Consider the following 20,675-nt stretch of genomic DNA (forward strand, 5'->3'; position numbering starts at 1 on the left):
TCCCTGACCGGCACGCCCGTCGCCACCCGCGAGGGCCGGGGCGTGGCCCGCCTGCAGGCGGCCTTCCAGCAGGCCGAGGCCGAGGGCCGCGCGGCCTTCATTCCGTACATGACCGCCGGATTCCCGGACCGCTCGCGGTTCCTGGAGGTGGCCGCCACCCTGCTGGAACGCGCGGACATCCTGGAGGTCGGCATTCCCTACAGCGACCCCCTGGGCGACGGCCCGACCATCCAGCGCGCCAGCGAGGACGCCCTGGCGGCCGGCACCAGCACCCGCGGCACGCTGGACCTCGTCCGGGAGCTGCGGCGCACGCACGATACGCCGATCTCGGTCATGACGTACGTGAACCCCATCTACGCGGTCGGCCCGGAGACGTTCATGCAGCTGGCGGCCGAGGCGGGCGTGGACGGCCTGATCCTGCCGGATCTGCCGCCGGACCAGGACATCGAACTGATCGACCTCGCCACCCGCTACGGCCTGGGCCTGACCTTCCTGATCGCGCCGACCAGCACGCCGGACCGTGTGAAGCTGGTCGCGGAGGCCTGCACCGCCTTCCTGTATGCCGTGAGCGTGGTCGGCGTGACCGGCGCCCGCGAGGAAGCGGCCCTGGGTGAGGTGCCGGAGATGCTGGCCCTGGCGCGTGAGCACGCGCGCGTGCCGGTGGTCGTGGGTTTCGGGGTGCGGGACGCCCGCGCCGCGCAGGCGCTGGCTCCGCTGGTGGACGGCGTGGTGGTGGGCAGCACCTTCATCAACGCGATCCGGCAGGGCGCGGACCTGCGGGCCCTGGTGCACGACATCGCCGACGGCTGCCGCCGCTGATTCCCTGCCTTCCGGCCCTCTTCCCCCACGCTCACGGCGTGGGGTTTTTCACACCTTTTCGTGTCCTCAGGCAGCCGTAAGACGCGTGTGGGACTGGAAATGTAGTCTGTCCTCATGAGCCTGCGGCGCCTGCTGTACTCCACTCAACTGCCGTTCTGGCTGCTGCTATTGCTGGCCTTCGTGCTGCTGGGACGAGCACTGAACGCCCGCGTGGACGCCACCCGGCAGGTGGACAGCACCCGCGTGGAGATCGCGCAGGTCAACCGCGTCATGCAGCAGGTCGTGGACATGGAAACCGGCGTGCGCGGGTACCTGCTCACCGCCGACGCGAGCTTCCTGGAGCCGTATGACGCCGCGGTCGCCAGCCTGCCCGGCGACCTCGCGCGGCTGCGCGCGGTGGACGCGCTGGAAAAGGAGAAGGGCACCGCTCAGGAAGGCCAGACCGAACGTCTGGACCGGATCACCACCCTGATTTCCCGCTGGCAGATGGAGGTCGCCGGACCGGAACTCGCCGCCGCCCGCCGCGGGGACCGGGGTGCGGCCGTGGCCATCGTGCGCACCCGCACCGGCAAGAAGATCATCGATGCCGTCCGGACGGAGATCACCGCCTACACCGACGCCGAGAACGCGCTCCTCAGCCGCAGCCTGCGCACCGCCGACGCGCGGCTCTCGGAGCTGCGCACGGCCCTGTACGGCCTGCTGGGCCTCGCGCTGATCGCCGGGATCGTGTCCATCTCGGCGGGCGCGTCGATCCTCTCCCGGCATTTCGAGGCCCTGACGGGCGCGGCCCGGCGCCTCAGCGGCGGCGAGCGGGGCGTGCAGGTCCGGGAGGGCGGCCCGGCCGAGACCCGGGAACTCGCGGCGGCGTTCAACCGCATGAGTGAGGAACTCACCCACGCCACGGAGGCCGCCCGCACGCACGCGCTGGAATTGGAGGACCGCAACCGCAGCATGCGGCAGCTCGGGGACCTGAGTGACTGGATGCAGGCCGCGCGCAGCCTGGACGAGGGCGGCCAGATTCTCGCGCGGGCCCTGCCGGAACTGCTGCCCGGCACACGCGGCACGCTGCTGCACCACAACGCGTCCCGGAACCTGCTGGTGCCGCTGGTGTCGTGGGGCGGGGACGTGCAGCGGCCCGGGTCGCCGGAGCACTGCTGGGCGCTGCGCCGCGGGGAGACCCGCCGGCCGGGCAGCATGCCGTACGCGCCCCCCTGCCTGAACGGCGAGGAGTGCGCGTCGGTGTGCGTGCCGCTGTTCTCGCACGGGGAGACGCTGGGCATCCTGCGCATGACCCCGGCGGCCGAGGGCGCGGCCGACCTGGACCCGGCCGTGGACCGCGCCCTGCCCGGCGTGGCCCGGCAGGTGGCGCTGGCCCTGGCGAGCCTGAGGCTGCAGGACCGGCTGCTGCAGCTGTCCATCCGCGACCCCCTGACGGGCCTGTACAACCGCCGGCACCTGGAGGACGAACTGGCGCTGCACTTCGTGAACGGCGTGAGCGGCACGGCGCCCGTCAGCCTGATCGCGCTGGACGTGGACCACTTCAAGCGCCTGAACGACACCTTCGGACACGAGGCCGGGGACGCGGCCCTGGTGCGGCTCGCGGCGGCGCTGTCGGACCTCGCCCCGGCCGGCAGCACGCCGGCCCGGCCGGGCGGGGAGGAGTTCGCGCTCCTGCTGCCCGGGCACGACCTCGCCTCCGCCACGGCGCTGGCCGAGACGCTGCGTGAGCATGTGGCCGAGTGGACCCTCAGCCACGCCGGGATCGCGCTGGGCCGCGTGACGGTGTCACTGGGCGTGGCGCAGGTGGACCGCCTGATGACCGGCCCGGACGCCCTGGTGCGCGCGGCGGACGAGGCGCTGTACGCCGCGAAACGCGCGGGCCGCAACCGCGTGGTGCAGGCCGGGGAGGCCCCCTGGACCCTGCCGGAGGCGCTGCCCGCCCACTGAGCCTGCCCCGGGCCGGTGCTAGCCTGACCGGGTGACCATTCAATCCGTGAAGGCCCTGCCGGCCCGTGCCGACGTTCCCCGCGAGGAAACCTGGGACATCGAAGCCCTGTACGCCACCCCGGATGCCTGGCAGGCGGAGGCTGACGCCCTGCCGGCCGCCATTCAGGCGATGAGCGCCTACGCGGGCACGCTGGGGCAGTCCCCGGAGCGCCTGCTGGCGTACCTGACGGCCGCCGACGACCTGGAGCTGCGCCTGACCCGGCTGATGTCGTACGCGAGCATGAGCGCCAGCGTGGACGGCCGTGACCCGGTGGCGGCCGCGCGGCGGGACGTGACCAGCGGCCTGCTGGCCGAGTACGGCAGCCTCACGGCCTTCGCCCGGCCGGAACTGCTGGCGCTGGATTCGCTGGAGGGCTGGCTGGAGCGGCCGGAGCTGAAGGACCACCGGGTGCGGCTGTCGCGGCTGATCCGCAACCGGCCGCATGTCCGCTCGCCGGAGGTGGAGGAACTGCTGGGTGCGGTGCAGGCGCCCTTTGCCAGCGAGCGCGGCATTCACCCGGCGCTGGCGAACATGGACCTGCAGTTCGGGTCGGCGGGCGGGGAGAAGATCACGCAGGGGAACGTGGAGCGCCTGACCACCGATCCGGACCGGGAGGTGCGCCGCGCGGCCTGGGAAGGGTACGCGGACGCGCACCTGGCGCTGAAGCACTCGCAGGCCGCGATGTACGCCACGAACGTGCGCCAGGGCGTGTTCATGGCGCGGGCGCGGCGGTACCCGGACGCGATCACGGCGTCGCTGGCACCGGACAACATACCGGTGGGCGTGGTGACGACCCTGCTGGACACCTACCGGGCGCACACGCCGATCTGGCACCGGTACTGGCGGGTGCGCCGGGAGTGGCTGGGCCTGCCGGAGCTGCGCGAGTACGACGTGAAGGCGCCGCTGGTGGGCACGCGGCCGGTGTCGTACGCGCAGGCGGTGGAGTGGATCCAGGATGGCCTCCAGCCCCTCGGCGAAGAATATATCCAAGAAATGCGGAAGGGTCTCACCAGCGACCGCTGGGTGGACTATGCCGCCAACGACGGCAAACGCCAGGGCGCCTACAGCAACGGCGGCGGCCGCGTGAAGCCCTACATCTTCATGACCTGGAACGGCACCATGAGCAGCTACAGCACCCTGGCCCACGAGATCGGCCACAGCATGCACAGCCTGCTCTCCCAGCGCGAGCACCCCCACAGCGTGCCCCGCTACACCCTGTTCCACGCGGAGGTCGCCAGCAACTTCAACCAGGCGATGAGCCGCGCCAACCTGCTGCGCCGCGCCGGCGACACCGACCTGGAAATTCAGGTGATCGAGGAGGCGCTGGGCAACTTCCACCGCTACTTCTTCATCATGCCCACCCTGGCCGCCTTCGAGATGGAGGTGTACGAACGCGTGCAGGCCGGCCGGCCCGTGAGCGCGCCGGACCTGATCGCCCTGACCGCCGACCTGCTCGCCCAGGGCTACGGCGACGGCGTGCAGATGGACCGCGAGCGCAGCGGCATCATGTGGGCGCAGTTCAGCACGCACCTGTACGCGAACTTCTACGCCTACCAGTACGCGACCGGCATCAGCGCCGCCCACCAGCTGCTCGCGCAGTTCGACGCCGACCCGGACGGCGCCCGCGAGCGGTACCTGGCGTTCCTGCGTTCCGGCGGGAGCCTGGACCCCATCGACGCGCTGCGCGAGGCCGGTGTGGACATGCTCAGCCCCGAGCCGGTCGAGGCGACCTTCCGCACGCTCGCCGGGTACGTGGACCGCCTGGAGGAGCTGCTGCGCGCCCGCACCACGCATTGATCGCATAGGGAAAGGGGAGAGCGGGGTAACCCCCGCTCTCCCCTGTAACTGGCCGCCTCAGCGCATCAAACTCAATGTCACCGGCGCCACACCTTCGCCCAGGATGCCCAGCTGCCGCGCGGCCGCCGTGGACAGGTCGATCACCCGGGACGGCACCCCGAACGGCCCGCGGTCGTTGATCAGCACGACCACGCTGCGCCCCGTGCGCTGGTGGGTGACCCGGACCCACGTCCCGAACGGCAGGGACAGGTGCGCGGCCGTCATGGCAGTCCGCGCGTCCCGCCGGCCCCCGTAGTACACCGCCTGCCCGCGCTGGAACACCCGCGCGGCGGTGGAGGGGGCCGCGCGGGGCAGCAGGGCCGGCGGCGCGGCCGCCCCGGCGCCACCCCTCCCGTCGGGCAGGCGCATGACCTCCCCGGCGCGCAACTGGAAGCCCGGCCCGCCGTTCATCGCCTGAAGCTGCGCCACGCTCACCCCGCTGACACGCGCCAGGGACCACAGGGTGTCGCCGCGCTGGATGGTGTAACTGCGGTCCGCGCCGGCCGAACCCAGGAGCGCCGCGGCCAGCAGGACCAGCCGGGCCCCCGCGGCCATCCTCACACGGTCTCCTTGACCGCCTGGCTCAGCACCTCATACCCGTCCTCGGTGACCAGCACGAGGTCCTCGATCCGCACGCCGCCCACGCCGGGCAGGTACGCGCCGGGCTCGATGGTGACGAGCATGCCGGGCTTCAGGACGTCCTCGCTCGTGCCGCGCAGGCCGGGCGCCTCGTGCACCATCAGGCCCACACCGTGCCCCAGCGAGTGCGCGAACGCCTCGGCCAGCCCGTGCCGTTCCAGGATGCCGCGCGCCAGGGCGTCCAGGTCGGCCGCCCGCGCGCCCGGCTTCACGGCCTGCACGGCGGCCTCCTCGGCCTCCAGCACGGCGCCGTACACTCGGCGCATCTCGTCCGTGGGCGTGCCGATGGCGACCGTGCGGGTCATGTCGCTGTTGTACCCGTTCAGGCAGGCGCCCATGTCGATGGTGACGAGCTCGCCGTCCTGCATCACGCGGTCCGAGGCGGTGCCGTGCGGCATCGCGCCGCGCGGGCCGCTGGCGACGATCACGTCGAAGGCGTTGGTCGCGCCGGCCCGGCGCAGGCGCTGCTCGATCTCCAGGGCGATGTCGGCCTCCCGCAGGCCGGCCCGAATCATGGGGCGCACCTCGGCGTACACGCGGTCGGCCAGGGCCTGCGCGGCGCGGATCGCCTCGATTTCCCGGTCGTCCTTGCAGCTGCGCAGTTCCTCCACCAGCCCGGGCGCGGCCTTCAGCGTGGCGTCCGGCCACGCCGCCTCCAGTTCCTCCAGGCCGGCGACGGTCAGGTGGTCGGCCTCGAAGCCCACCACGCCGCGGCCCACGTCCGCGGCGGCGTGCTCGTACGTGGCGGGCGGCCGGGCGATGAACTGCGGCAGGGCCGACTCCTCGGCCGCCTGCACGGTGTACCGCGCGTCGGTGTACAGCGTGGCGCGTTCCTGGGTCACGAGGACCTTCCCGTCGGCGGGGCTGGTGAAGCCGGTCAGGTACCGGACGTTCGCGGGGCGGCTGACCCACAGGGCGTCCAGGCCGCGCTGGCGCATCTCGTCGCGGAGGCGGGTGAGTTGTGTCATACCGCCGTACGGTAACACGCGCCCCAATTCGGGGCGTGAGCCGGCCACCCGCCCCGGCGTCCCGCGGGCCCTGCACCTGATCTGTTCCCTGGGCGGGGACAGCGGCCGGGCGCCCGGGAGGGACGCTTATACTCTCTCAACGGGACAGAATCCGAGTTTGGCCCGCCCCCCGGCGAGGCCCAGTCGCATCCCAACCAGGAGGAGGAAGCGTGAAACTTCACGAATACCAGGGTAAGGAACTGCTGCGCCACTTCGGCGTGAACGTTCAGGAAGGCAAGGTCGCCTATACCCCCCAGGAAGTCAAGAACATTGCCGTGGAGTACGCGCAACCCGTCGTCGTCAAGGCCCAGGTGCACGTGGGCGGCCGCGGCAAGGCCGGCGGCGTGAAGTTCAGCCCCACCGCCGAGAAGGCCTACGAGAACGGCCAGAACATCCTCGGCATGGACATCAAGGGCCTGACCGTGAACAAGGTCCTGGTCACCAAGGCCGTGGACATCGACAAGGGCCACGAGTACTACGTGGGCATGATCGTGGACCGCAACGTCCAGTCCTACACCCTGATGGCCTCCGCCGAGGGCGGCATGGAAATCGAGGAAGTGGCCGCCGCCACCCCCGAGAAGATCATCAAGTACCGCGTGGACCCCGTGAAGGGCCTCCAGCCCTACGAGGCGCGCCAGATCGCACTGGAAGCCGGCTTCAAGGGCAACCTGAACAAGATCGCCGACATGATGGTCAAGATGAGCAAGGCCGCCTTCGAGCGCGACGCCGTGCTCGTGGAGATCAACCCCCTGTTCGTCGGTGAGGACGGCATCCCCGTCGCGCTGGACACCAAGTTCGAGATCGACGACAACGCCATGTACCGCCACCTGGACCTCGCCAGCTACCGCGAGGTCGCCGAGGAGCACCCCCTCGAGGTTGAGGCCAGCCAGCACGGCTTCGCGTACGTGAAGCTCGACGGGAACGTCGGCGTGCTCGGCAACGGCGCCGGCATCGTGATGACCACCCTGGACGTCGTGAACCGCGCCGGCGCCAAGCCCGCGAACTTCCTCGACATCGGCGGCGGCGCCAAGGCCGACGTGGTGTACAACGCCGTGAAAATCGTCAGCAAGGACCCGGACGTCAAGGCCATCTTCATCAACGTGTTCGGCGGCATCACCCGCGCCGACGAGGTGGCCAAGGGCGTCATCCAGGCCCTGGAAGAAGGCATCCTGACCAAGCCGGTGCGCATGCGCATCGCCGGGACCGCCGAGGACGAAGCCAAGGCGCTGCTGAACGAGAAGAACAGCGACCTGATCAAGATGTACCCCACCATGTTCGAGGCCGCGGAAGTCGCCGCGCAGGAAGCCAACGCCGCCAGCGGGAAGGGAGCCTGAAATGGGCATTCTGGTTAACAAGGACAGCAAAGTCATCGTGCAGGGCATGACCGGCTCCGAAGGCGCCAAGCACAGCCGCGCCATGAAGGAGTTCGGCACGCAGGTCGTCGCCGGCGTCACGCCCGGCAAGGGCGGCCAGACCTTCGAGGACTGGCCCATCTACAACAGCGTCGCCGAGGCCAAGGCCAAGCACGGCGCCGACGTCAGCATCATCTTCGTGCCGCCCGCCGGCGCCGCCGACGCCGTGCTGGAAGCCGCGCACGCCGGCATCCCCCTGATCGTCCTCATCACCGAAGGCGTGCCCACCGTGGACATGATGCGCGCCGTGCAGCAGGTCAAGGAACTCGACCAGCTCAGCCGCGCCCAGGGCGGCAAGGGCATCCGCCTGATCGGCGGGAACTGCCCTGGCCTGGTCACCAACGGGGAATGCAAGGTGGGCATCATGCCCAACCGCATCTACACCAACAAGGGCCGCATCGGCCTGATCAGCCGCAGCGGCACCCTGACCTACGAGGCCGCCAAGCTGCTGAACGACGCCGGCATGGGCACCAGCACCACCGTCGGCATCGGCGGTGACCCCGTGATCGGCACCACCTTCGCCGACGTGCTCCCCATGTTCGAGGAGGACCCGGACACCGACGCGATCATCGTGATCGGCGAGATCGGCGGCGCCGACGAGGAAGCCGCCGCGGAGTACATCGCCCAGAACATGAAGAAGCCTGTCGTGGCCTTCATTTCCGGCCGCAGCGCCCCCAAGGGCAAGCGCATGGGTCACGCCGGCGCGATCATCATGGGGGACGTGGGCACGCCCGAAAGCAAGCTCGCCGCCTTCAAGGCCGCGAACGTGCCTGTGGCCGACACCATGCCCGAGATCATCGATATGGTGAAGGCCGCCCTGAACAAGTAAGGCATCACCGGGTGCCCGGGGGCCGGCCAGCAGGCTGCCCCCGGGCGCCTTCACGCTTCAGGGGGCTTCATGTGCGGTCACGTGCGGGTCAGCCCCGCGAGTAGACTGAAGCCATGAAGCTCCGGACCTTCCTCCCCCTCGCGGCAGCGCTCGCCGCGCCTGTCTCGGCCCTGACCGTGACGGGCAGCGTGAGCGGCCAGGCCCCGGCCGGCACGCGGGTCGGCGTGTGGAGCGTCACCGCCTTCGGCCAGCCGGTCGAGGAGATGATCAGCTCGCCCCTGGCGGGCGGCACCTTCAGCCTGAACATCCCCGAGCGTGCCCCGGCCGCACGCGCCCTGAGCGCCCTGACGCCCCAGAACGTGAACTGGCCCGGCGTGATCGACCCGGTTGCCGTGAGCGGTGCCGCGCAGGCGGCCGAACTGAAGTTCTACCTGTACCAGGACGCGAACGGCAACGCCCGGCGCGACACCAGCGAGGCCCTGCGGGAGGTGAGCGTGACCGCCAACCGCGCCACGCTGTTCATGGCCTGGGTCAGTGCCGACGTGACCGTGAAGGCCAACAAGGGGTACGTCGCGCCCCTCAGGCAGGGCCTGAACGCCTTCCTGGTGGATGTGGGCCGCGCCGTGAACGTCGAACCGTACCGCCCGGACCTCACCGTTCACGTGCAACTGGGCCGCTGAGAGGAATCACAAGGGGACTGCGTGTGAAGCGCGGTCCCCTTTCCCGGGCCGGGCTCAGGCCCGGTTGTAGACGTCCACGTACTGCGGCACGATCAGATCCGGGTGGAAGCGCTCGATGGCGGCCCGGCGGGCGTTCGTGCCGAGCTGCATGTACAGTTCCCGGTCGCGCAGAATCCGCAGGGCCGCGTCGGCCATCATGTCCACGTCCCCCACCGGCGTGAGGAAGCCGGTGACGCCGTCCTCAATGACCTCCGGCACGCCGCCGGCGCGGGCGGCCACGACGGGCACCTCGCAGGCCATCGCCTCCAGCGCCGCCAATCCGAAGCTCTCGTTGCTGCTCGGCAGCAGGAACAGATCGCAGATGCCCAGCACCGTCTGCACGTCCGGGAAGGACCCCAGGAAGTGGGTGCGGCCGATCACGCCCAGCTGCTGCGCCAGGTCGAACGCCCGGGCCCGTTCGGGGCCGTCGCCGATCATCAGCAGTCGCGCCGGAATCTCCGACGCCACCCGCGCGAAGGTCTGCACGACGTCCTGCACGCGCTTCACCGGACGGAAGTTGCTGATGTGGACCAGCAGCGCCTCCTCCGGGTGCGCGAAGCGGGCCCGCACCGCCGGGTCGGTGATGCGCACGAAGCGCTCGGCGTCCACGAAGTTGTGGATCACGTCGATGGGCCGGTCCACGCCGAACACCTCGCGCGTCTCGTCCGCCAGGAACTGCGATACGGCCGTCACGTGGTCGCTGTGCTCGATGGCGTGCCGGGTGGTGTGCCGGAAGGCCGGCTCGGCGCCCACCAGGGTCACGTCCGTGCCGTGCAGCGTGGTCACCACCCGCGTGCGGCCGGTAATGTTCCGCGCGTGAATCGCCGAGGACGCGTGCGGGATCGCGTAGTGCGCGTGCACGAGGTCCAGGTCGTGTTCCAGGATCACTTCCGTGAGGGTGTTCGTGGTGGCCAGTTCCGGGAACGGCTGTTCGAACAGGGCGTACGCGAAGCCGCTGACCTGATGGAAGTACGGGCCGTTCATGCAGCCCAGCCCGGACAGCCGGAACGGCTGCGAGGACCCCACGAAGTGCATCTCGTGCCCGCGTCTGGCGAGCATCACGCCCAGTTCCGTGGCGACCACGCCGGACCCGCCGGCGCTGGTATGGCACAGCACCCCGATCTTCATTCCGCGCCCCGCTCCGGGCCGCTCAGGCCCGCGGGCACGTGTTGCTCAGTCCAGTGAATGCACACCCGCCGAGACTACCAGCCCCCCGGCCCGCCCGGGGGTGTGCCCGCCCACCGGTGGGGTCGCCCGGCCGTGACAATTTTGTATCGGGTCCAGCACTACGCTCCGGGGAACATGATCGCCGTCGTAACGGACTCCACGAGTGACCTCGCTCCGGACCTGGCCCGCCAGCTCGGACTCCACGTCGTGCCGCTCACCGTGCACATGAACGGCCGCGCGCTCCTCGACTGGCAGGAAGTCCACCCGGACGGCGTGTACGAGCACCTGCGGGCCGGCCATACGGCCAGCTCCGAACCGGCCAGCCCCGAGCGGTTCGTGCAGCTGTACCGCGAACTGCTGACCACGCACGACCAGGTGATCAGCCTGCACATCTCCGGCAAGCTCTCCGAAACGGTCCGGAACGCCGAGAAGGCCGCCATGCAGCTGCCCGAACCGGGCCGCGTATACGTGCTCGACAGCCGCCTGACCACCGCCCCGCTGGCCGACCTGGTCCTGCGCGTGCAGGAGGCCGTGCAGGCCGGCACGTCCGCCGAGACGGCCGTTCAGGCCCTCGACGGGTACCGCGACGAGCAGTACATGGAGTTCAGCGTGGCCACCCTGGAGTACCTGCGCCGCGGCGGCCGCATCAGCCGCGTGACCGAGGTGATGGGCAACCTGGTGGGCCTGCGCCCCGTCCTGACCTTCCAGAACGGGGAACTGAAGGTGATCCGCCGCGCCCGCAGCAAGGAAACCGCCGAGAACATCCTCCAGTCGCTGGTGGAGCGCTTCGGGTCGCAGCCGGTGCACCTGACCATCACGCACGCCGGCACCGACCCCGTCCGCATCCGCGCGCTGCGGGACGCCGCGCAGCAGAGCGGCCTGACCATCCGGCAGGGCAAGGTCATGCTGCTCGGGCCCGTGATCGGCGCGCACGTCGGCCCGGGCACCTTCGGGTTCATGGCCCGCCCATACGCTGACTGAAGTCGGCGCACTCTCGACCCAAAAGGAGGCCGGCCCCCACGTGAGGGGCCGGCTTCCTTCACTGCCTCCGCTCAGGTGCCGGCGGTGCTCCCGTCGCGCTCCAGGCGTTCCAGGTACGCTTTCCCGCCCTCCACGTCTACGCTGAACGCGTCGGACGCCCCGAAGGTCAGGGTCTCGGCCAGCGTCTCGCTCATCAGGTACTCCTGCCACGCCTCGGCCGCCTCGCGGGCGTCCCCGGTCAGGTCCAGGTGCAGGGTGATGCGGTCGGACACCTCGAAGCCGGCCTTCTTGCGGCCGTCCTGGATGCCGCGCACGAGGTCGCGGGCCAGGCCCTCGAGTTCCAGTTCGCGGGACAGGGTGGTGTCGAAGGCGACGAGGTACCCGGCTTCCTCCATCGCGGCGTACCCGTCGGGGGATTTGGCGTCCACGAGCACCTCGTCCGGCCCGAGTTCGTAGCGCTCGCCGTCGGGGGAGACGACCTCGAAGAACTTGCCGTCCCGGACGAAGCGGGCGACCTCGGCGGCGTCGGCGGCCTGCAGGGCGGCGCGCACCTGGGGCACGGCCTTGCCGAACTTCTTGCCGAGGACCGGCAGGTTGGGCCGCAGCTGGTAGCTGACGAGTTCGGCGTACTGGTCGAGCAGCTCGACCTCCTTGACGTTCAGCTCCTCCTTGATCTGTTCCGCGAAGCGGCCCAGCGCGGCCGTCTGCTCGGTGGTGCGGGCGCGCAGCATCACGCGCGGCAGCGGCTGACGCTGGCGCAGGCCGGTCTGCCCGCGCACCGCGCGGCCCAGGGACACCACGCGCAGCACGGCGTCCATCTCGCCCACCAGGGCGGGCGCGGCGAGCGACTCGTCCACGGCCGGCCAGGTGCTCAGGTGCACGCTTTCGGGCGCGTCAGGCTGCACGCTCAGCACCAGGTTCCGGTACAGTTCCTCGGCCAGAAACGGCGTGAAGGGCGCGGTCAGCTGCGTCACGGTGACGAGTGCGTGGTGCAGCGTGGCGTACGCGGCGAGGTCCACGCGGCCGTCCCCGGTCCAGAAGCGGCGGCGGTTGCGGCGCACGTACCAGTTGCTGAGGTCCTCGACCACGAAGTCCTGCAGCGCGCGGCTGGAGCCGGTCGGGTCGTAGCTGTTCAGGCTGTCCGTGACGGTCTGGATGAGTGCCTGCACCTTGGCGACCAGCCAGCGGTCCACCTCGGGGCGCTCGGCCACGGGCGGCGCGGCGCTCAGGTCGGGCCGGTCCAGGTTGGCGTACAGCACGAAGAAGCTGTAGGTGTTCCACAGCGTCAGGAAGTAGCTGCGGAACGCTTCCCCGATCACGTTCATGCCCACGCGGCGGGACAGTTCGGGCGGGGCGGACACGTAGGTGTACCAGCGGGCGGCGTCGGCGCCGTACGCGTCGAACACCTCCCAGGGGTTCAGGATGTTCCCCTTGCTCTTGCTCATCTTCAGGCCCTTCTCGTCCAGGAAGTGCCCGGCGCAGATCACGGACTTGTACGCCACGCTGTCGAACACCATGGTGCCGATCTGGTGCAGGCTGTTGAACCACCCGCGCGTCTGGTCGATGGCCTCGCTGATGTAGTCGGCGGGGAAGCCGCCCTGTTCGAACACCTCACGGTTCTCGAAGGGGTAGTGGTGCTGCGCGAACGGCATGCTGCCGCTGTCGTACCAGACGTCCATCACGTACGGCACGCGGCGGAAGGTCTTGTCGTTCACCTCGAAGGTCACGTCGTCCACGTACGGGCGGTGCGGGTCGAAGGCGTCGGTGCGCACGTCCGCGCGGCCACTCAGGTCGGCCAGTTCCTCGTAGCTGCCGATCACGCGGTACTCGCCGTCCTCGGCTTCCCACACGGGCAGCGGCGTGCCCCAGTAGCGGTTGCGGCTGATGTTCCAGTCGATCAGGTTCTCCAGCCACCCGCCGTAGCGGCCGTTGCGGATGTGCGCGGGGTGCCAGTCGATGGTCTGGTTCAGCTCGATCAGGCGGTCTTTCAGGCGGGTGTTGTTCAGGTACCAGCTCTCGGTGGCGTAGTACATCAGCGGCGTGCCGCAGCGCCAGCAGTGCGGGTAGCTGTGCACGAAGTTCTTCTCGCGCCACATCACGCCCCGGGCGCGCAGGTCGCGGATGATGTCGGTGTTCGCGTCCCGGAAGAACGCGCCCTTCCACGGTCCGAAGCGGTGCTTGCCCTCGCTGTCCACGCCGACCAGCACCGGCCAGCCGTAGTTCCGGGCGAGACGCATGTCGTCCTCGCCGAAGCTGGGCGCGGTGTGCACGATGCCGGTGCCGTCACTGTCACTCACGTACGTGTCCAGGCCGGCCGTCCAGCAGGCCCTGCCCTCGCCCTCGGCCGTCCAGGCCTCGGTGAAGGGCGGCTCGTACGCCACGCGGTCCAGGTCGGTGCCCTTGAAGGCCTTAAGCACCTCGGCGTTCTCGCCGAGCACCTCCGAGAGCAGGCTGCGGGCCAGGATCAGCGCCTTGCCGTCCTTGTCGAGTGCGGCCACGTACTCGAAGTCCGGGTGCACGGCCACACCCACGTTGTACGGCAGGGTCCACGGGGTCGTCGTCCACACCAGGAACGCCGCGCCGTCCGGCAGGCCCAGCGCGGCCGGGTCTTTCAGGTCGAAGGTCACGTAGATGCTGGGGTCCTGGATGTCCTTGTACCCGTCGCTGACCTCGGCGTTGGAGAGCGTGGTGCCGTCCTTCGGGCAGTAGGGCGCCACGCGGAAGCCCTTGTACAGCAGGCCTTTCTCGTCCAGCTGCTTGACGCTCCACCACACCGACTCGATGTAGTTGCGGTGCAGGGTCATGTAGGGCTCGTCGAGGTTCACCCAGAACGCCATGCGCTCAGTGAAGCGCCGCCACTCCTGCTCGTACTCGAAGACGCTCTCGCGGCACTGCGCGTTGAACTTCTCGATGCCGTACGCCTCCACCTCGCGCTTGCTGCCCAGGCCGAGCTTCTTCTCCACCTGCAGTTCCACCGGCAGGCCGTGCGTGTCCCAGCCGGCTTTGCGGGGCACATGGTAGCCCTGCATGGTCTTGAAGCGCGGGAAGAGGTCCTTGAGGCTGCGGGATTCCACGTGGTGGATGCCGGGCACGCCGTTCGCGGTGGGCGGGCCCTCGTAGAAGGTGTAGAGCGGCCCGCCGGCGGTCTGTTCCAGGCTGCGCTCGAAGATCTTCTGCTCGTCCCACCACTTCAGGGTGGCCTGTTCCATCTCGGGGAAACTGGGGTTCTGCTGCACGGGTCTGAACGGGGGGCGGGTGGTCATCGGGCACTCCTTGGAAGGCAGGGTGGACTGTGGGGGATCAACGGCAGACGCCGCGCCTCAGCGGTTGCTGGGACGCGGCGGACAGGGCCAGTGCGTGGTACCACCCAACTTCACTCCTCGTGCGGAGTCTCGTTGCAGGTCCCTCTGTCGCGGGGCGTACGGACGGGTCTACTGGGCCGCGGGGGGCGGTTCTTCCGTCGGCGCGGGCGGTGATCTTCGGCACTCGGACGTGAACGTCAGGCTCTCACCGTCCCTGACTCGCTCGTGTTCCGGTTCCGGGCGTACTGTCCGCTCGTTCGCCTGAAGCTGTGGTCCCGCAGGCGGGACAGATCATGGTAGGCCGCGACCCGCCCGGGGGTCAATCCGCCATCCGGCGGGGATGGGCGGCACGCGGCGCGCACGGGCAGTATGCTGTCATATCCGGGGCAGTGCGGCCTGGGCCTGAGCCCTTGGCGGCCAAGCGCTCCCCGATACGGAACGGCAGCCCCCAGGCGGGGCCGCCCTGGAGGGCAACATGGAATTCTTCATCGATACCGCCATCGTCGACGAGATCAGGGAAATTGGCGAGTGGGGCGTCCTGGCGGGCGTCACCACCAACCCCAGCCTGATCGTCGCTTCGGGACGGGATTTCCGGGAAGTCGTGCTGGAGATCGCCGGAATGGTCGGCGGCGCCATCAGCGCCGAGGTCACCGCGCTGGACGCCGAAGGCATGATCAAGGAAGGCCGCGAGGTCGCCGCCTGGAACGAGCACGTCGTCGTGAAACTGCCCCTGACGCCCGCCGGGCTGCAGGCCTGCAAGGCCCTGACCGCCGACGGCATCAGGACCAACGTCACCCTGTGCTTCAGCGTGCCGCAGGCCCTGCTGGCCGCCCGCGCCGGCGCCACGTACATCAGCCCCTTCGCGGGCCGCGTGGACGACATCGGCTGGGACGGCATTCAGCTGATCCGCGAGATCAAGGAAGCGTACGTGCTGGGCGGCATCGAGACGAAGGTGCTGGCCGCCAGCATCCGCCACCCCATGCACGTGCAGCAGGCCGCGCTGGCCGGCGCGGACGTCGCCACCATTCCCTACAAGGTGTTCAAGCAGATGGTCAGTCACCCCCTCACGGACAAGGGCCTGGACGGGTTCATGAAGGACTGGGCCAAGCGGGGTGAGGCGAAACAGTGACCGAATCCGCGCCACGGGGCCTGCCCTACCACGAGTTGCAGCAGAAGATTCTCCCGGAACTGCACCTGATCGCGGCCGGGTACGGCATCGAGAACTACCGCAAACTCAAGAAAGACGCCCTGGCCCTGGCGATCATGGAACACCAGGCCCAGGCCGAGGGGCAGGTCCTGGCGCGCGGCTTCCTGGAAATCAGCCCCGACGGCTACGGCTTCCTGCAGTCCGACCTGCTGGACCCGCAGAGCCGCACCGTGCTGGTCACGTCTGGCCTGATCCGCCAGTTCCACCTGCGGACCGGCGACGAGGTGATCGGCCGCGCCCGCCTGCCGCGCGAGAACGAACGCTACGGCTCGCTGGTGCGCGTGGAGGCCGTGAACGGCCTGGACCCCGACACGTCCCGCAGCCGCCCGCGCTTCGATGACCTGACGCCCACCTTCCCGGACCACCAGCTCGTCCTGGAAGACCCCACCATGGACGACGGCCTGAGCCTGCGCGTGGTGGACCTGCTCGTCCCCATCGGGCGCGGGCAGCGGGCGCTGATCGTCGCGCCGCCCAAGGCGGGGAAGACCACGCTGCTGAAAAAGATCGCCAACAGCATCGTGAAGAACTACCCCGACGTCACCGTGATGGTCCTGCTCGTGGACGAACGCCCGGAGGAAGTCACGGACTTCCGGGAGAGCGTGCAGGGCGCCCAGGTGATTGCCAGCACCTTCGACGAGCCGCCCCAGCACCACGTGCGCGTGGCGGAGTTCGTGCACGAACGCGCCCGGCGCATCGTGGAGGAAGGCGGGCACGTGGTGATCCTGCTCGACTCCATCACCCGTCTCGCGCGGGCGAACAACCTCGTCACGCCCCCCACCGGGCGGACGCTCTCCGGGGGTCTGGACAGCAACGCCCTGCACTGGCCCAAGCGCTTCCTGGGCGCGGCGCGCAACATCCGCGAGGGGGGCAGCCTGACCATCCTGGCGACCGCGCTGGTGGAAACCGGCAGCCGCATGGACGACGTGATTTTCGAGGAGTTCAAGGGCACCGGCAACGCTGAACTGGTCCTCAGTCGGCGCCTGGAAGAGCGCCGCATCTTCCCGGCGCTGGACATCCTGAAGTCCGGCACGCGCCGCGAGGAACTGTTGCTGCAGCCCGAGGTGCTGAAGAAGATGTGGCTGCTGCGCAAGGTGATCAGCGACATGGATCCCGCCGACGCGATGGACATGCTGGTGGGCCGCATGGGCAAGACCCGCAACAACGTCGAATTCCTCCAGTCCCTGACGGGAGGGTAAGGGGCCGCGTGCCTCCAGCTCTCACTCCCTGTCCTGGCGGCCCCGCATGAGGCCGCCTTCCCGCGTGCTGATCGTGGACGACGAGGCGCAGATCGTGGAACTGCTGCAGCTGACGCTGGAGATGCACGGCATGCAGGTCCGCACCGCCATGTCCGGCCCGGAAGCGCTGGAACTGGCCGGCCAGCATTCCTTCGACGTGATCATCATGGACGTGCTGATGGTCCCCTGGGACGGCTTCGAGACGGTGCGGCGCCTGGGCGCCCGCATGGGCCCGGCGCTGCCGCCCGTGGTGTTCCTGTCGGGCCTGAACCTCGCGGAGGACCTGCCGCGCGTGCCCGGCCTGCGGGCCGAGTACCTGGTCAAGCCGTTCCGGCCGGCGCACCTGATCGAGGCGCTGAACCGCGTCGTCCGCAAATCCTGATCTGACCCCTTCGGGTCCTCCGAACTGGCCCTCACCATGGGGCCAGTTTGCGTTTACGCTCGGCACATGACCACTCACACCGGAACCCCCGCCCTAAAAGAAGGCTTCGCCGAGATGTTCAAGGGCGGCGTCATCATGGACGTCGTCACGCCCGATCAGGCCCGCATCGCCGAGGCCGCCGGCGCCACCGCCGTCATGGCCCTGGAGCGCGTCCCGGCCGACATCCGCAAGGACGGCGGCGTGGCCCGCATGAGCGACCCCAAGATGATCAAGGAGATCATCGCCGCCGTGACCATCCCCGTCATGGCCAAGGTCCGCATCGGCCACATCGTCGAGGCGCAGATCCTCCAGGCGCTCGGCGTGGACTTCATCGACGAGTCCGAGGTCCTCACGCCCGCCGACGACGAATTCCACATCCTCAAGACCGGATTCCGGGTGCCGTTCGTGTGCGGCGCGAAGAACCTCGGCGAGGCGCTGCGCCGCGTGGGCGAGGGCGCCAGCATGATCCGCACCAAGGGCGAGGCCGGCACCGGCAACGTCGTGGAAGCCGTCCGGCACGCCCGCACCGTCCTCGGCGAGATCCGCCGCATCCAGGCCCGCCCCGCCGAGGAACTCATGACCGCCGCCCGCGACCTGCAGGCCCCCTACGAACTCGTGCGGTACGTTCACGAGCACGGCAAACTCCCGGTCGTGAACTTCGCCGCCGGTGGGGTCGCCACGCCCGCCGACGCCGCCCTGATGATGCACCTCGGCCTGGACGGCGTGTTCGTGGGCAGCGGCATCTTCAAGAGCGACAACCCGGAGCGCCGCGCCCGAGCCATCGTGAAGGCCGTCACCCATTACCAGGACGCCGACATCCTGGCCGAGATCAGCGAGGACCTCGGCGCGCCCATGACCGGCATCAACATCGACGACCTGATCCCCGCCGAACGCCTCGCCAGCCGTGGCTGGTGACGCCCCGCGGGTGGGTGTCCTGGCCCTCCAGGGCGCCTTCCGCGAACACCGCAGCCTGCTTGAAGGACTGGGCGCGCAGGTCACCGAGGTCCGCCTGCCACACCACCTCAGCGGCCTGAACGGCCTGGTGCTGCCCGGCGGAGAGAGTACCACCATGGCGAACCTGCTCAGCGCCTATGGACTGTGGGACCCCATCCGTGCCTTCCACGCGGCCGGGAACGCCATGTGGGGCACCTGTGCCGGCGCGATCCTGCTCGCCCGAGAGGTCGAGGGTGCCCCCCCGCAGTTCGGCGGCCGGCAGGACAGCCTGGGCCTGCTGGACGTGACCGTGCAGCGCAACGCCTTCGGCCGGCAGGTGGACTCCTTCAGCGCGCCGCTCTCCGTGCAGGGCCTGTCCACGCCGTTCCCGGGCGTATTCATCCGCGCGCCCCTGTTCCGCCGCACCGGCCAGGACGTGCAGGTTCTCGCCCGCCACGGGGAGGACGCCGTGATGGTCCGGCAGGGGAGGGCGCTGGGCACGGTGTTCCACCCGGAACTCACCCGGGACGCCCGCGTTCACGAACTCTTTCTGAACCTCTGCCCGCACCCCCTCCCGGCCTGACAACGCGGCGGTCCTCCCGTATGCTTCCGGCGTGCGACGCGCCCCCCGCCCCCCCGCAGAGTGGTTCCAGGCGGAACCCGGCGGCCCCCGCCTGTCCGTGCAGCGCACTGGCAGCGGCGGGCCGCCCGTCGTGCTGCTGCACGGCCTGAGCGGCTCGGCGCACTGGTGGAGGGACAACGTGCCCGCGCTGGCCGAGGGCCACGACGTGTACCTGCTGGAACTCGCGGGGTTCGGCCGCGCGTGGCGGGACCGCGCCCTGAGCGTCACCGACGCCGCCCACCTGATCGGCGCGTGGCTGGCCGCGCGCGACCTGCACGACGTGACCCTGATCGGCCACTCCATGGGCGGACAGATCAGCGCCCTAGTCGCCGCGCAGCACCCGGAGCGCGTGCGGAACCTCGTGCTCGCCTGCGCCAGCGGCCTGCTGGAGTCCAGCGTGCAGCGCGCCGCCCTGAACCTCCCCCGCGCCCTGGCGACTGGACGGAAATCCTTCGTGCCCCGCATCCTGGCCGACGGGCTGCGCGCCGGGCCCCGGAACCTGTGGCTCAGCTCCAGCAGCCTGCTCACCGGCGGCCTTCAGGACGTGCTCCCGACCCTCAAAGCCCGCACGCTGGTCGTGTGGGGCGGCCGGGACGCCCTGGTGCCCGTGCAACTCGGCCGCCGCATGAGCGCCGCCATCCCCGGCGCCACCCACGTGGAATTCGACCGGGCCGGGCACGTAGTCATGGTGGATGCCGCCGAAGACTTCAACCGCGCCGTGCTCGACTTCCTCCGGGACGACCACCAGAAGGACCGCGGTAACGCGGGGGACGCCAGCTCTTGACCTCCCCCTCACGGCATGACTACGTGACGGTCCTGGGCGTGCGCACCCACGCCCGCGTGTGGGGCAGCGGCCCGCCCCTCGTGATCGTGCCGGGCCTGGGCTGCTCCGCGTGGATGTACACACGCCTCGCCCGGCGGCTGGCACGGACGCACACCGTGTACGGCTACGATCCGCCCGGTCACGGCCTGAGCGGCGGAACCTGGTGGGGCCGGGCGGACCTTCCTGGTCTGGTGGAGCACCTCCGGGCGTGGCTGACCGTAAAGGGGTTCGGGCCGGTGCCCATCGTGGGCCACTCGCTGGGTGGGGAAGTCCTGTTTGACCTTGCGGCCCGTCACCCGGAGTGCCTGAGTGCACTGATCGCCGTGGCGCCCACCGGCATCCCGGAGAACCCGAGTGTTCGCGTGCAGCTGACCCGGCTGATGAAAGACCTGCCGCGGGAGAGGGGAGAGCTGATGCTGCGCGGCATCCCCTCCTACCTGCGCTGCGGGCCGCTGCGGATGCTGCGGCTCGCCCGCGGACAGGTGGAACACCTCAGCGGCCCACACCTGCACCTCGTCCACACCCGGAATCTGCTGATCTACACCCCGAGTGACCCGGTCATTCACGTCTGGACGGTGAAAGCCCTGAGAGACCGCGTTCCCGGCAACGAGAGCGTGGAGATCCCCGGAGGGACACACGCCGTCACGGATTCCTGCCCGGATGCCGTCGCAGACGCCATTCATGCCTTTCTTCGATAGTGATCGACTCGACAAGTCGGAATATATCCAACTAGAGC

At 70.1% G+C, this 20,675-nt stretch carries 18 protein-coding genes; 14 read left to right on the forward strand and 4 right to left on the reverse strand.

What is annotated here, in order from left to right; all coding sequences use genetic code 11:
• Nucleotides 1-3 precede the first annotated feature (3 nt).
• From trpA to pepF, 3 genes are all read left to right on the forward strand, one after another.
• A complete protein-coding gene (gene trpA, locus DFI_RS06715) occupies nucleotides 4-819 on the forward strand; it encodes a tryptophan synthase subunit alpha (protein WP_027462621.1) in 816 nt (271 codons plus the stop codon).
• Nucleotides 820-933: 114 nt separating this feature from the next.
• Nucleotides 934-2,766, forward strand: a complete 1,833-nt coding sequence (locus tag DFI_RS06720) for a diguanylate cyclase (RefSeq protein ID WP_027462622.1) — start codon at nucleotides 934-936, stop codon at nucleotides 2,764-2,766.
• A gap of 31 nt (nucleotides 2,767-2,797) precedes the next feature.
• A complete protein-coding gene (pepF, locus tag DFI_RS06725; RefSeq protein WP_027462623.1) occupies nucleotides 2,798-4,603 on the forward strand; it encodes an oligoendopeptidase F in 1,806 nt (601 codons plus the stop codon).
• 57 nt (nucleotides 4,604-4,660) lie between these two features.
• Here the strand turns inward: pepF and DFI_RS06730 are convergent, their stop codons facing one another.
• Together DFI_RS06730 and DFI_RS06735 are read right to left on the reverse strand one after the other, a co-directional pair.
• Nucleotides 4,661-5,197 (reverse strand): septal ring lytic transglycosylase RlpA family protein, encoded by a 537-nt coding sequence (locus DFI_RS06730; RefSeq protein ID WP_043777666.1) that lies wholly within the window; start codon nucleotides 5,195-5,197, stop codon nucleotides 4,661-4,663.
• Nucleotides 5,198-5,199: 2 nt separating this feature from the next.
• Nucleotides 5,200-6,249, reverse strand: coding sequence for a M24 family metallopeptidase (locus DFI_RS06735; protein WP_027462625.1), 1,050 nt, complete (start codon nucleotides 6,247-6,249; stop codon nucleotides 5,200-5,202).
• 209 nt (nucleotides 6,250-6,458) lie between these two features.
• Between DFI_RS06735 and sucC the strand changes: the two genes are divergently transcribed.
• From sucC to DFI_RS06750, 3 genes are all read left to right on the forward strand, one after another.
• The gene (gene sucC, locus DFI_RS06740) at nucleotides 6,459-7,622 is read left to right on the forward strand and encodes an ADP-forming succinate--CoA ligase subunit beta (RefSeq protein WP_022802078.1); all 1,164 of its coding nucleotides are present in this window, start codon (nucleotides 6,459-6,461) and stop codon (nucleotides 7,620-7,622) included.
• A 1-nt stretch (nucleotide 7,623) separates the two neighbouring features.
• On the forward strand, nucleotides 7,624-8,529 hold the full coding sequence (sucD, locus tag DFI_RS06745) for a succinate--CoA ligase subunit alpha (RefSeq protein WP_022802077.1): 906 nt from the start codon (nucleotides 7,624-7,626) through the stop codon (nucleotides 8,527-8,529).
• Between the two features lie 113 nt (nucleotides 8,530-8,642).
• Nucleotides 8,643-9,209 carry a hypothetical protein gene (locus DFI_RS06750; protein ID WP_027462626.1) on the forward strand — a complete coding sequence of 189 codons (567 nt, stop codon included), beginning with the start codon at nucleotides 8,643-8,645 and terminating at the stop codon, nucleotides 9,207-9,209.
• A 54-nt stretch (nucleotides 9,210-9,263) separates the two neighbouring features.
• Here the strand turns inward: DFI_RS06750 and bshA are convergent, their stop codons facing one another.
• A complete protein-coding gene (gene bshA, locus DFI_RS06755) occupies nucleotides 9,264-10,376 on the reverse strand; it encodes an N-acetyl-alpha-D-glucosaminyl L-malate synthase BshA (RefSeq protein WP_027462627.1) in 1,113 nt (370 codons plus the stop codon).
• A gap of 174 nt (nucleotides 10,377-10,550) precedes the next feature.
• On the opposite strand from bshA, the gene DFI_RS06760 reads away from it, so the two are divergent.
• The gene (locus DFI_RS06760; protein ID WP_027462628.1) at nucleotides 10,551-11,396 is read left to right on the forward strand and encodes a DegV family protein; all 846 of its coding nucleotides are present in this window, start codon (nucleotides 10,551-10,553) and stop codon (nucleotides 11,394-11,396) included.
• 71 nt (nucleotides 11,397-11,467) lie between these two features.
• Here DFI_RS06760 and ileS read toward each other — a convergent pair whose 3' ends face one another.
• Complete coding sequence (gene ileS, locus DFI_RS06765) at nucleotides 11,468-14,659, reverse strand: isoleucine--tRNA ligase (protein WP_043777669.1); 3,192 nt, start codon at nucleotides 14,657-14,659, stop codon at nucleotides 11,468-11,470.
• Nucleotides 14,660-15,173: 514 nt separating this feature from the next.
• Between ileS and fsa the strand changes: the two genes are divergently transcribed.
• The 7 genes from fsa (at nucleotide 15,174) to DFI_RS06800 (ending at nucleotide 20,637) form a co-directional block, all read left to right on the forward strand.
• Nucleotides 15,174-15,827 carry a fructose-6-phosphate aldolase gene (gene fsa, locus DFI_RS06770; protein WP_027462630.1) on the forward strand — a complete coding sequence of 218 codons (654 nt, stop codon included), beginning with the start codon at nucleotides 15,174-15,176 and terminating at the stop codon, nucleotides 15,825-15,827.
• Nucleotides 15,824-17,101 carry a transcription termination factor Rho gene (rho, locus tag DFI_RS06775; RefSeq protein WP_027462631.1) on the forward strand — a complete coding sequence of 426 codons (1,278 nt, stop codon included), beginning with the start codon at nucleotides 15,824-15,826 and terminating at the stop codon, nucleotides 17,099-17,101. Before fsa ends, rho begins: the two co-directional genes overlap by 4 nt.
• A 46-nt stretch (nucleotides 17,102-17,147) precedes the next feature.
• Entirely contained in the window at nucleotides 17,148-17,522 is a 375-nt protein-coding gene (locus tag DFI_RS06780; RefSeq protein ID WP_022802070.1) for a response regulator, read from the forward strand.
• Nucleotides 17,523-17,588: 66 nt separating this feature from the next.
• Nucleotides 17,589-18,476, forward strand: coding sequence for a pyridoxal 5'-phosphate synthase lyase subunit PdxS (gene pdxS, locus DFI_RS06785; RefSeq protein ID WP_022802069.1), 888 nt, complete (start codon nucleotides 17,589-17,591; stop codon nucleotides 18,474-18,476).
• A gap of 10 nt (nucleotides 18,477-18,486) precedes the next feature.
• Nucleotides 18,487-19,077 (forward strand): pyridoxal 5'-phosphate synthase glutaminase subunit PdxT, encoded by a 591-nt coding sequence (pdxT, locus tag DFI_RS06790; protein WP_244940344.1) that lies wholly within the window; start codon nucleotides 18,487-18,489, stop codon nucleotides 19,075-19,077.
• Between the two features lie 31 nt (nucleotides 19,078-19,108).
• Nucleotides 19,109-19,900 (forward strand): alpha/beta fold hydrolase, encoded by a 792-nt coding sequence (locus DFI_RS06795; RefSeq protein ID WP_081425798.1) that lies wholly within the window; start codon nucleotides 19,109-19,111, stop codon nucleotides 19,898-19,900.
• Nucleotides 19,897-20,637 (forward strand): alpha/beta fold hydrolase, encoded by a 741-nt coding sequence (locus DFI_RS06800; RefSeq protein WP_043777672.1) that lies wholly within the window; start codon nucleotides 19,897-19,899, stop codon nucleotides 20,635-20,637. Before DFI_RS06795 ends, DFI_RS06800 begins: the two co-directional genes overlap by 4 nt.
• The last annotated feature ends 38 nt before the right edge of the window (nucleotides 20,638-20,675 follow it).

Origin of the sequence: Deinococcus ficus (assembly GCF_003444775.1) — a bacterium.
GTDB lineage: Bacteria > Deinococcota > Deinococci > Deinococcales > Deinococcaceae > Deinococcus > Deinococcus ficus.

Bases quoted from the DNA above. Each gene is read 5' to 3' on its own strand.
- DFI_RS06720 (WP_027462622.1), top strand. From the start codon at position 934: ATGAGCCTGCGGCGCCTGCTGTACTCCACTCAACTGCCGTTCTGGCTG.
- DFI_RS06730 (WP_043777666.1), bottom strand. From the start codon at position 5,197: ATGGCCGCGGGGGCCCGGCTGGTCCTGCTGGCCGCGGCGCTCCTGGGT.
- DFI_RS06735 (WP_027462625.1), bottom strand. From the start codon at position 6,249: ATGACACAACTCACCCGCCTCCGCGACGAGATGCGCCAGCGCGGCCTG.
- sucD (WP_022802077.1), top strand. From the start codon at position 7,624: ATGGGCATTCTGGTTAACAAGGACAGCAAAGTCATCGTGCAGGGCATG.
- DFI_RS06750 (WP_027462626.1), top strand. From the start codon at position 8,643: ATGAAGCTCCGGACCTTCCTCCCCCTCGCGGCAGCGCTCGCCGCGCCT.
- bshA (WP_027462627.1), bottom strand. From the start codon at position 10,376: ATGAAGATCGGGGTGCTGTGCCATACCAGCGCCGGCGGGTCCGGCGTG.
- DFI_RS06760 (WP_027462628.1), top strand. From the start codon at position 10,551: ATGATCGCCGTCGTAACGGACTCCACGAGTGACCTCGCTCCGGACCTG.
- ileS (WP_043777669.1), bottom strand. From the start codon at position 14,659: ATGACCACCCGCCCCCCGTTCAGACCCGTGCAGCAGAACCCCAGTTTC.
- fsa (WP_027462630.1), top strand. From the start codon at position 15,174: ATGGAATTCTTCATCGATACCGCCATCGTCGACGAGATCAGGGAAATT.
- DFI_RS06780 (WP_022802070.1), top strand. From the start codon at position 17,148: ATGAGGCCGCCTTCCCGCGTGCTGATCGTGGACGACGAGGCGCAGATC.
- pdxS (WP_022802069.1), top strand. From the start codon at position 17,589: ATGACCACTCACACCGGAACCCCCGCCCTAAAAGAAGGCTTCGCCGAG.